Below are 6,899 nucleotides of genomic sequence, written 5' to 3' on the forward strand. Positions count from 1 at the left end.
GCCAGAGCATCACCATCCCGGTCGGTTCGAGCAGCGGTTCGGTCAATTTCGTTACCCAGAACGACGCCCTTGCTGGCGGCGACAACCTGAGCGTCAAGATCGACGACGCCCAGGGCGGCAACTACGAAAAACTGGACATCGACGCGACTCCAGCTGACACCACCGTTACCGACGTACAGGACACGACCGGCCTGAGCCTGAGCGCTACCGATTCGGTTGCTGAAGGCGGTCAGATCACCTACACCGCAACCCTGACCAACCCCGCTGGCACTCCGGTCACTGTGACTCTGAGCAACGGCGCTGTAATCAACATTGCTGCCGGCGCCACCACCGGCACCGTGACCGTCGATGCGCCAAAAGACGACGTCTACAAAGACGCCGGCAAAGTTGAAGTCAGCATCGACAACGCCACCGGTGGCAACTTCGAAAACCTGGTACCGAGCACGACTCCGGCAGTGACTGATGTCACTGACACCATCGACACCAGCACCGTTTCGCTGACGGCGACCTCGACTGTGGCCGAAGGCGGCACCGTGGTTTACACCGCCTCGGTCAACGCACCAGTCACTGGCGCTCCGCTGGTGATCACCCTGTCGAACGGCCAGAGCATCACCATCCCGGTTGGTTCCAGCTCCGGTTCGGTGAACTTCGTTACCCAGAACGACGCCCTTGCCGGCGGCGACAACCTGAGCGTCAAGATTGATGATGCTCAGGGCGGTAACTACGAAAAACTGGACATCGACGCCACTCCGGCTGACACCACCGTTACCGATGTGCAGGACACCACCGGCCTGACGCTCTCCGCCACTGACACCGTTGCCGAAGGCGGTTCGATTGTTTACACCGCAACCCTGACCAACCCCGCTGGTTCGCCAGTCACCGTGACCTTGAGCAATGGCGCCGTAATCAACATCGCTGCCGGCGCCACCACTGGCACCGTCACCGTCGCAGCGCCAAAAGACGACGTCTACAAAGACGCCGGCAAGGTCGAAGTCAGCATCGATAACGCCACCGGTGGCAACTTCGAAAACCTCGTCCCGAGCACCACCCCAGCCGTCACCGACGTGACCGACACCGTCGACAACACCATCGTCAGCATCACCGGCAGCACCTCGGTCACCGAAGGCCAGGCCGCGACGTACACCGTGAGCCTGACGAACCCGGCGCAAACCGAAGTGACGCTCAAGATCGTCTACAGCGGTACCGCCGCCGACGGTACGGACTTCACCGGCGTCTACACCGTGAAGATTCCGGCCAATGCCACCAGCGCCACTTTCAACGTGGCGACGCTGGACGACAAGATCACCGAAGGTACCGAAAACTTCGTGGTCAAGATCGACTCGGCCACCGGCGGCAACTTCGAAAACCTGGCCGTCAGCGGCACCAACGGCAGCGTCAGCACCTCGATCATCGACAACGATGCACCGCCGGTACTGGACCTGGATGCCAACAACTCCAGCGGCAAGACCGGCGCCGATTACCAGGTGACCTTCACCGAAGGCACCACCGGTCCGGGCGTGTCCATCGGCGACACCGACCTGAAAATCACCGACCCGGACAGCACGATGCTGACCGGCGCCACCATCGTGCTGACCAACCGTCAGCCCGGCGATGCGCTGAACCTGGGTAACAGCGTCAACGGCATCAGCATCAACGCCAACAGCACCAACGGCACGGTCACCCTGACCCTGTCGGGCAATGCGACGCTGGCCGACTACATGCAGCAAATCAAGAACATCAGCTTTACCAACAGCAGCGACGACCCGAGCACCGTGCCGCGCATCATCACCGTGACGGTGACCGACGGCACAAACTACTCCAACACGGCCACCACCACCGTGAACGTGGTCGGGGTCAACGATGCGCCGGTCGCAACCGGCGGCGCGGTGACCGGTACCGAAGACACCTCGTTGATTCTTGGCTGGTCGACCTTTGGTGTCAGCGATGTGGACAGTTCGGCATCCAGCCTTGGGGTAAAAATCACCGGACTGCCCGCTGACGGCAAGTTGCAGTATCTGGACGGTGCAACGTGGAAGGACGTGGCCAACAACCAGACCTTCACCAAGGCCGACATCGACGCCGGCAAACTGCGCTTCACACCGGATACCAATGAGTCCGGCGCCAACGGCAACGCGAACGGCGTGGGCGATCAGAAATCCGATTACGCGCAGATCAAGTTCCAGCCAACCGACGGTCAGGCGCTGGGCACTACCGGCACCGTGAAGATCGACATCACGCCGGTCGCTGACGCACCAACCCTCAACGTAGCCGGGAACGCCGTGACCTCCACTGGTCTGGTCAAGGAAGTCTGGACCGGTCTGTCGGGCCTGGGCACCGATGGCAGCGGCGCGCCGTCCGGTACGCTGAAGTCGGTGATCGATGCCGCCGGAACCCCCAACAGCAGCACCACCGTGAACAACGTGCAGTCCGACAGCAACGTGAATCCGGGCACCGCGTCGAAAACCTCGGGCCTGATTTTCCTCGAAGCTGGCAAGACCTACACCTTCAGCGGTACCGGCGATGACAGCCTGTTGGTGACCATCGGTGGCAAGGATGTCGCGGGCATCACCTGGGGAGCGGGCGGCAAGCTCAATGGCTCGTTCACCCCGACCACCAGCGGCTACTACACCCTGGACATCTACCACCACAACCAGACCGGCCCGGGCAGCTATGACGTGAACCTGTCGGTCAACGGCAGCACCCCGACCGACCTGAGCAGTGCCGGCGTGCCGCTGTACACCGGCGTGGCTGATCTGGTGAATGCGGGCGTGACTGTTTCGGACCTGCACGGCACCAATGGTGAAGGCTACTACGACGGCTTCAAGCTCAACGAAGGCGCCGAAGGCGGCAGTGTGAACCTGTCGAAGATCACCACGGCGCTGACCGATACCGACGGCTCCGAAAGCCTGAGCGTGAAAATCGGCGGGATCCCGGAAGGCAGCGTGCTGAGCGACGGTGCCGGCCACACGGCGACCGTGGGCAGCAATGGCGAGGCCTCGGTCACCGGCTGGAATCTGGGCAGCCTGACCCTGACGCCACCGACCTACTACAACGGCCAGTTCAACCTGACCGTAACCTCGACTTCCACCGAAGCCCTCGGCGGCTCGGCAACCACCACGGCGCAGATACCGGTCACGGTTCATCCGGCGGTCTACAACTCCGCCACGGCCACCTCTGGCAGTGACAACGTCACCGGCACCGACGGCAACGACATTGTGGTCGCCGACATCGGCGGGCTGACCGTCGTGCCAGGCGTCAACTACAACATCGCCTTCATGGTCGACAGCTCGGGCAGCATGAGCGCAGCGTCCGTCACAGCCGCCAAGGACTCGTTGACGTCGGTGTTCAACACCCTCAAGCAGAGCATGGGCGGCAACTCCGGGACGGTGAACATTTTCCTGGCAGACTTCGACAGCCAGGTGAATAAAACCGTATCGGTCAACCTCAAGGATCCGAACGCACTCGCGCTGCTCAAAAGTGTGCTGGATTCGATGGTGTCCGGCGGCGGTACCAACTACGAGGACGTGTTCAAGACCACGGCCAACTGGTTCAAGAGCAGCGAAGCCCTGAGCAACACCGGCGCGACGAACCTGACGTACTTCATCACCGACGGCCAGCCGACCTACTATCAATCCGGCGAGCAGACGAACCCGACCTTGTATGGCGACGTGAAGCTCGACAGTCTGATCACCACGACCAACTACAAGCTGGGCCAGACGTTCAGCGCCGAGCTCGACAGTACGCACCGCGTTCAGGTCGATGAATCCGGCAATCTCACCCTGCTCACCTGGAAAAAATCCTGGGGCGGTTACTGGAGCAGTGAGGAATTGGGCACATTGCGCGCCCAAGGCGACGGCACCTATGAGTTGTCGTACCGCGACGGCACCGGCAGCAGCACCGGCTCGACCACCACCAGCAACTCCCTGAGCGCTTTCGCGCTGTTGAGTTCGGTATCTGGCGTGGAAGCCATCGGCCTGAACAAAGGCGTGACGCTGGATGACCTGAAGGACTACGACTCGGACAAGACTCCGCAGACCAACATCGATCCCAAGAACTTGGCCGACTCCATCATCGGACACACCGAAGCGACCCTGCCGGGCGCTGACACAGTCAACGGGGCAGACGGCAATGACATCCTGTTCGGCGACCTGGTGAGCTTCAATGGCATCGCCGGCGAAGGTTATCAGTCCATTCAGGCCTTCGTGGCCCAACAGAGCGGTGTGGAAGTCAGCAAAGTCACCACCAGCAACGTGCACCAGTACATCACCGAGCACTACAACGCTTTCGATGTGTCCGGTGCCAACGATGGCAATGACACACTGCTGGGCGGTGCCGGTAATGACATCATCTTCGGCCAGGGCGGCAACGACCTGCTCAACGGCGGCAAGGGCAATGACATCCTGCTCGGCGGCAAAGGCAACGACACGCTGATCGGCGGCCAGGGCAACGACACCCTGATCGGTGGCCTGGGTGGCGACACCTTTGTCTGGAAGTCCGGCGACACCGGCACCGACGTGATCAAGGACTTCAAGGCCAGCGAGGGTGACCGGATCGACCTGCGGGATCTGTTGCAGGGCGAAACCGGCAGCACCATCGACAACTTCCTGAAGATCAGCACGGTCGATGGCGTGTCGTCGCTGCAGGTCAGCACCTCCGGCAAGTTCAACGCGGGCGACGCCGCAGCGGCCACCCCTGATGTGACGATCAAGCTGGAAGGTAACAACTGGTCGAACATCAACCTGAACTCGTTGATCGCCGGCAGTGATCCGACCATCAAGGTCGATCACAACAACAGCTGACCGTGGCTTAACGGCCGCCCTTAGGGGCGGTCGTACCGGGCTGCATCCAGGATGACGATTTTGTCGCCACCCTCCATACTCGCGCACAGTTGGCCTATGCTGCCCAGCATGACGCCGCTTCATACATGAGGGATGCCCGATGTTTTATGTGCAACGCGATGCACAAGGCCTGCTGGTGCGCGTGGAAGCCACCGCTTATGCGGAGGCCACCGAAACCCTGCCGGCCGACAGCCACGAAATCCAGGACTGGTTCGCCAACCAGGCGGTAGAAAACAGCCTCAAGCAGCTCAAGCAGAGCGACCTGGAAATGATCCGAGTCCTCGACGACTTGATTCAGGTGCTGACCAGCAAAGGCGTCATCCGCGTCACCGACCTGCCCCCCGCGGCCCAGGCCAAGCTGATGGACCGCAACCAGGCCCGGGAAGCCTTGGGCGGGTTGAGCCGGTTGATCGATGATGATGAGAAAGGGTTGATCTAAGCCTGGTTCATCGGTGTCGGGGCTGCCCTCATCGCGAGCAGGCTCGCTCCCACAGGGGGATGGGGCAAGTCGCAGATATTGCCGTCACGCAGTTCTTATGTGGGAGCGGGCTTGCTCGCGAAAGCGGTGGGTCAGTTTGCGATGATGTTGGATGTGCCGACGCCTTCGCGAGCAAGCCCGCTCCCACAATTGGATTTGTGTCAGGGCGCAATTTTCCATTCGCCAACAGATCTCTTGTGGGAGCGAGCCTGCTCGCGATGGCCATCTTCAATCCGCCACAGGCCTGTCAGTTCGACGTTTGAACCTCAAGCCGATCCATCGCCCGCTCCACCAACAAATGCACCCCGTCGGCCATTCGGCTGATCGCCAGGATCACGCTGCGGCGCGAGCCGTCGACGTCATCAGCCAGGTCGGCGGCGATGGCGCTGATGGACAGCAGGTCTTCGGAGGCATTGGCCAGTAGGGTTTCGGTGTCGATGTCTGGGGAGACCATGAAGAGCTGGGCGGTTTGGGTTTTTCCCGAGGCTTCATTGGTGGGTTTTGGATTGAGGTAATAGTCGAGGGCGCGCTCGGCGGCTTCATCGAGCTTTTTAGATTTCGAGGATTTTCCGGAGATGTTGCCAGGGTTTTCTGGCGGATTCGGAGTTACTTTAAACATTAGAGATTTCCTAAACAGTTAAGTGGAAACCGTCACCGTTCGCTTGCACGCGAATGAGGGTGGCGGCCGAACGCAGGTGTGCAAGACCGGGCCTGTTTAGGACACCCAGCAGATCCAAGGATCTCCTGCGTGCAGCCGCCATAAAGCCAGTGGGCAGAAGAATGCCCCTGAGCGATGTAGCGTCGCATCCTAAACAGTTTCTTCGGACTTGCACGTCCGTGTCACCGTTTTTTCAGTGACAAACCCAGACTAGCGGTGAGGCCAAAGGCGGACAAGTTCACCAGCTTCGCTACAACTTGAGGGAAATCTCCTAGGACCTTACTTTTAGAGGGGGTGTATATCCGTTTCTGCGGTAACGGCTACTGGCGGTTCCGCTCTTACAGCGGGTCACTTTTGGAAGAGCGCCAAAAGTAACCAAAAACGCTTTGCCCCACCACTCGGCACCTCGCCTAGGCTCGGTGTGCCCTCACTCCGGCATTGCTCCGTGGGCTCGCCGCGAAGGGCCATCCATGGCCCAGCGCGGCTACCTCGGCATCCATGCCGAGGTGCCCCCTACGCAATGCCTGCGTTCGGCCAGCGTGGTTAACGGGGCGTCCCAGATCAAAAGCTTGGCGAGGCGGCCTGACAGCCGACCTGTTTTNCCTACGCAATGCCTGCGTTCGGCCAGCGTGGTTAACGGGGCGTCCCAGATCAAAAGCTTGGCGAGGCGGCCTGACAGCCGACCTGTTTTTTGATGACCGCGTTCATCCTGTGGGAGCAAAGCTTGCTCGCGATGGCGGTGGTTCAGTTGATGAAGATGTTGGATGTTGGATGTTGGATGTTGGATGTTGGATGTGTCGGCCTCATCGCGAACAAGTTTTGCTCCCACAAATCCTGCTCAAACTGATCTGATGGTGCACACCCGCAAGAGCAGGTCGGCTATAAGGCCGCCTCGCTTTTGATTTTGATCTGGGGGCCCCGTTAA

The 6,899-nt window shown here is 60.6% G+C and carries 2 protein-coding genes and 1 pseudogene; 2 read left to right on the forward strand and 1 reads right to left on the reverse strand.

Translation table 11 applies throughout. From position 1 onward, the window contains the following. Both MKS85_RS28560 and MKS85_RS28565 read left to right on the forward strand, forming a co-directional pair. Window positions 1-4,799: pseudogene (locus tag MKS85_RS28560) on the forward strand (LapA family giant adhesin); the annotation flags it as partial. Window positions 4,800-4,938: 139 nt separating this feature from the next. Then, window positions 4,939-5,277 (forward strand): hypothetical protein, encoded by a 339-nt coding sequence (locus tag MKS85_RS28565; protein ID WP_047230543.1) that lies wholly within the window; start codon window positions 4,939-4,941, stop codon window positions 5,275-5,277. Window positions 5,278-5,563: 286 nt separating this feature from the next. Here the strand turns inward: MKS85_RS28565 and MKS85_RS28570 are convergent, their stop codons facing one another. Continuing rightward, window positions 5,564-5,935, reverse strand: coding sequence for a DUF6124 family protein (locus tag MKS85_RS28570; RefSeq protein WP_188252479.1), 372 nt, complete (start codon window positions 5,933-5,935; stop codon window positions 5,564-5,566). Between the last annotated feature and the right edge of the window lie 964 nt (window positions 5,936-6,899).

This window comes from Pseudomonas sp. JL2 (assembly GCF_031570495.1).
In the GTDB taxonomy this organism is placed as follows: Bacteria; Pseudomonadota; Gammaproteobacteria; order Pseudomonadales; family Pseudomonadaceae; genus Aquipseudomonas; species Aquipseudomonas rhizophila.

Excerpts from the sequence above, each read along its gene's own strand:
- MKS85_RS28565 (WP_047230543.1), top strand. The coding sequence starts at position 4,939 with ATGTTTTATGTGCAACGCGATGCACAAGGCCTGCTGGTGCGCGTGGAA.
- MKS85_RS28570 (WP_188252479.1), bottom strand. The coding sequence starts at position 5,935 with ATGTTTAAAGTAACTCCGAATCCGCCAGAAAACCCTGGCAACATCTCC.